3 protein-coding genes are annotated in these 2,769 nt (G+C 57.0%); all 3 read left to right on the plus strand.

Going from position 1 to position 2,769, the window contains the following annotated elements:
- A partial coding sequence (locus ACJH6H_RS29565; protein ID WP_406776373.1) for an alpha/beta hydrolase occupies positions 1-221 on the plus strand: 221 nt, incomplete at its 5' end.
- Between the two features lie 687 nt (positions 222-908).
- Complete coding sequence (locus tag ACJH6H_RS29570; protein ID WP_226519102.1) at positions 909-2,363, plus strand: cytochrome P450; 1,455 nt, start codon at positions 909-911, stop codon at positions 2,361-2,363.
- The coding region (locus ACJH6H_RS29575; RefSeq protein WP_406776374.1) for a transglutaminase family protein at positions 2,360-2,769 on the plus strand (410 nt) is incomplete at its 3' end. The genes ACJH6H_RS29570 and ACJH6H_RS29575, both read left to right, overlap by 4 nt.

Below are 2,769 nucleotides of genomic sequence, written 5' to 3' on the forward strand. Positions count from 1 at the left end.
GCGGCATGCCACCGACCTTGATTCAAGTCGGTGGTCGAGAAATGCTGATCGATGATTCGCGGACGCTCGGAAAGTATCTTCGAGCCGACGGCTCATCGGTCGAAATCCAGGTGTATCGAGGACAAATTCACGTTTTCCAGGCCATGTTCAGAGTTTTGCCCGAGGCGCGCGAAGCGATTGAATGTGCAGGTAGATTCCTCAAAGAAGCTGCGTCGAAATGAAAAGCGCCGAACTAGTGATTTGATGTAAATTTCAGTAACCTTTTGGTCTCTGTCGAAATATGGTGAAGGTTTCTTTCTAAACGGCATGGATGCGATCCGGTGCAGATTGTGGTGGGTGTCGGCGTTGCTGGTGTAGCTATGCCTCGTTCCTCGGAAAGTGTCGGTTGCGAGAGTTTGCCACCGTGGATTAGCCGGGCATGTCTGTAACTTTTGTCGGAATAACGCCTAATCTCGTGGCGGTCAGCGATATGGCATCAGTGCTACTACGCGATGCCAAATACATCGGTAGATCGCGGTCCCATTGTTGCGGAAAACTGACGCACGACGATGAGTCTCGCTATGCAAAGGTTTGAGGCAACTATTGCCGTGGTCAGCTTGGGCACTCTGTGCCCAGTCGGCGCCGCGCACCGAGCGGTGAAATTTCGGCGCACGCAGGCCGGTATCGACGTTCATGTAACGGATCCTGACTCGGAAACCAGGCGAGCGTGGGCACTTCTTGCTGGAGCGTCAGCTGGTTGGTCTGAAGTCCAGCCTGGCGGTGTCAGTCGAACGGCATGTGACGAGGCCGAGATTCAGCCGCCGCTGACGACAAAATATCATATCTGTCTAGATATTGACATTTACATCCAATATGTAAAAACTGGTGGCGAGTGCGGTCAAGGTACGCCGTGACTGGGAGGAGCTGTTGTGAACCCGCTTGTTGAGCCTGTGATTGAAGCCAGAAGGAGTCTGTCGTCCGTCCTGCTTGCGCCAGCGCCGAGTGTCGTTGACGAGAGTTGGCGTCGATGGAGCCGAGGCTGGCCGGTCTGTGAACTCGCTGTTGTGCCACCCGGAAGTGGCTTGAAACCGGTGCTCGGCGATCCAGGCCTGCCTCTTGTCGGTCATACGCTCGACTACATCCGATTCGGATCGGATTTCAGCCGAGAGCGCTACGACCGTCTGGGTTCTGTGTCGTGGATGGGCGCGTTCGGCACCAAGTTGGTCGTCATCGCCGGTCCGGAGGCCACCCGGCAGGCCTTCACGAGCGAAGCCAAGGCATTTTCTCAGGATGGCTGGTCCTTTTTGATCGACTCCTTCTTTCATCGCGGTTTGATGCTCATGAGCTTTGATGAGCACTTGATGCACCGGCGCATCATGCAGGAGGCGTTTACGCGTCCGCGCCTGACCGGATATGTCGAGCAAATGACCCCACGCGTTCGCTCAGCAGTACCCGCGTGGCCGACGGGCTCGTCGGCTCGAATCTATCCACTGCTGAAGGAACTCACCCTCGATGTAGCCACCGACGTTTTCATGGGTGGCCGCGGCAAGGAGGAGAGTGATGCTGTCAACAAGGCGTTCGTCGCTGCGGTGCGTGCAGCGAGCTCCCTTGTGCGTGTTCCGCTTCCGGGAACTAGATTCCGCGCCGGCGTGCGAGGCCGGCGCGTCTTGGAGGATTACTTTTTCAGGCATCTGCCGGCCGCGCGAGCCGGTGAAACGGACGATCTGTTCGCTGCTCTTTGTCAAGCCACCACCGAAGACGGGGAGCGGTTCTCCGACGAGGATGTGGTGAGTCACATGATCTTCTTGATGATGGCGGCTCACGACACATCGACGATCACCACTACTGCGGTCGCCTATTTCCTCGCCAAGAATCCGGTGTGGCAGGAGGCAGCGGCGGCGGAAGCCGAGTCCGTCGGTGACGGGTTACCAGACATCGAGGCCCTAGAGAAGATGGCGGTTATCGATCTCGTGATCAAGGAAGCGCTCAGATTGGTTGCGCCTGTTCCGTTGGTGATGCGCAAGACGGTTCGCGATGTAGCCATCGACGGATATCACATCCCAGTGGGCACCGTTTGTGCCATTACAGCTGCGGTGAATCACTTCGATCGAACGATCTGGAGTGATCCTGAGCGGTTCGATCCTTCACGTTTTGACGAGCCTCGGCGCGAAGATCAACACCACCGGTTCGCTTGGGTACCTTTCGGGGGAGGAGCGCATAAGTGTATCGGCATGCAATTCGGAACTCTTGAGGTCAAAGCGATCCTGCACCGGATGCTGCGGTCGTTCATCTGGACGGTTCCGGAGAACTATCAGATCCGGTGGGACAACACCTCGCTTCCTGTTCCGGTCGACGGACTTCCGTTGGAGATGCGACGCCGATGACTGACGATTACAGGCGTTATCTCGAAACCACGGAATTTCTAGATTGGCAACATGATGCGGTACGTGACTTCGTGTCGTCGGCGATCCGGGGCGCCTCTGACGACATTACGAAAGCGATATGCATCTTTACCGCGGTCCGTGACTCCATTTGGTATGACCCCTACACAGTCACCGATAACCGGGACGCGTATCGCGCCAGTACTGTCGCGACATCAGGACGCGCCTACTGCGTCCCGAAGGCCGTGCTGTTGACGGCAGCGTGCCGAGCGGCTGGAATTCCGGCGCGGCTGGGGTTCGCCGACGTTCGAAACCACCTCCAAACCAAGACATTGCGTGAGCGGATGGGTGGTACAGACGTCTTTGTCTATCACGGTTACAGTCTCATGTTTCTCAACGGTGCCTGGGT

The organism is Mycobacterium sp. SMC-21 (assembly GCF_045310825.1).
GTDB lineage: Bacteria > Actinomycetota > Actinomycetes > Mycobacteriales > Mycobacteriaceae > Mycobacterium.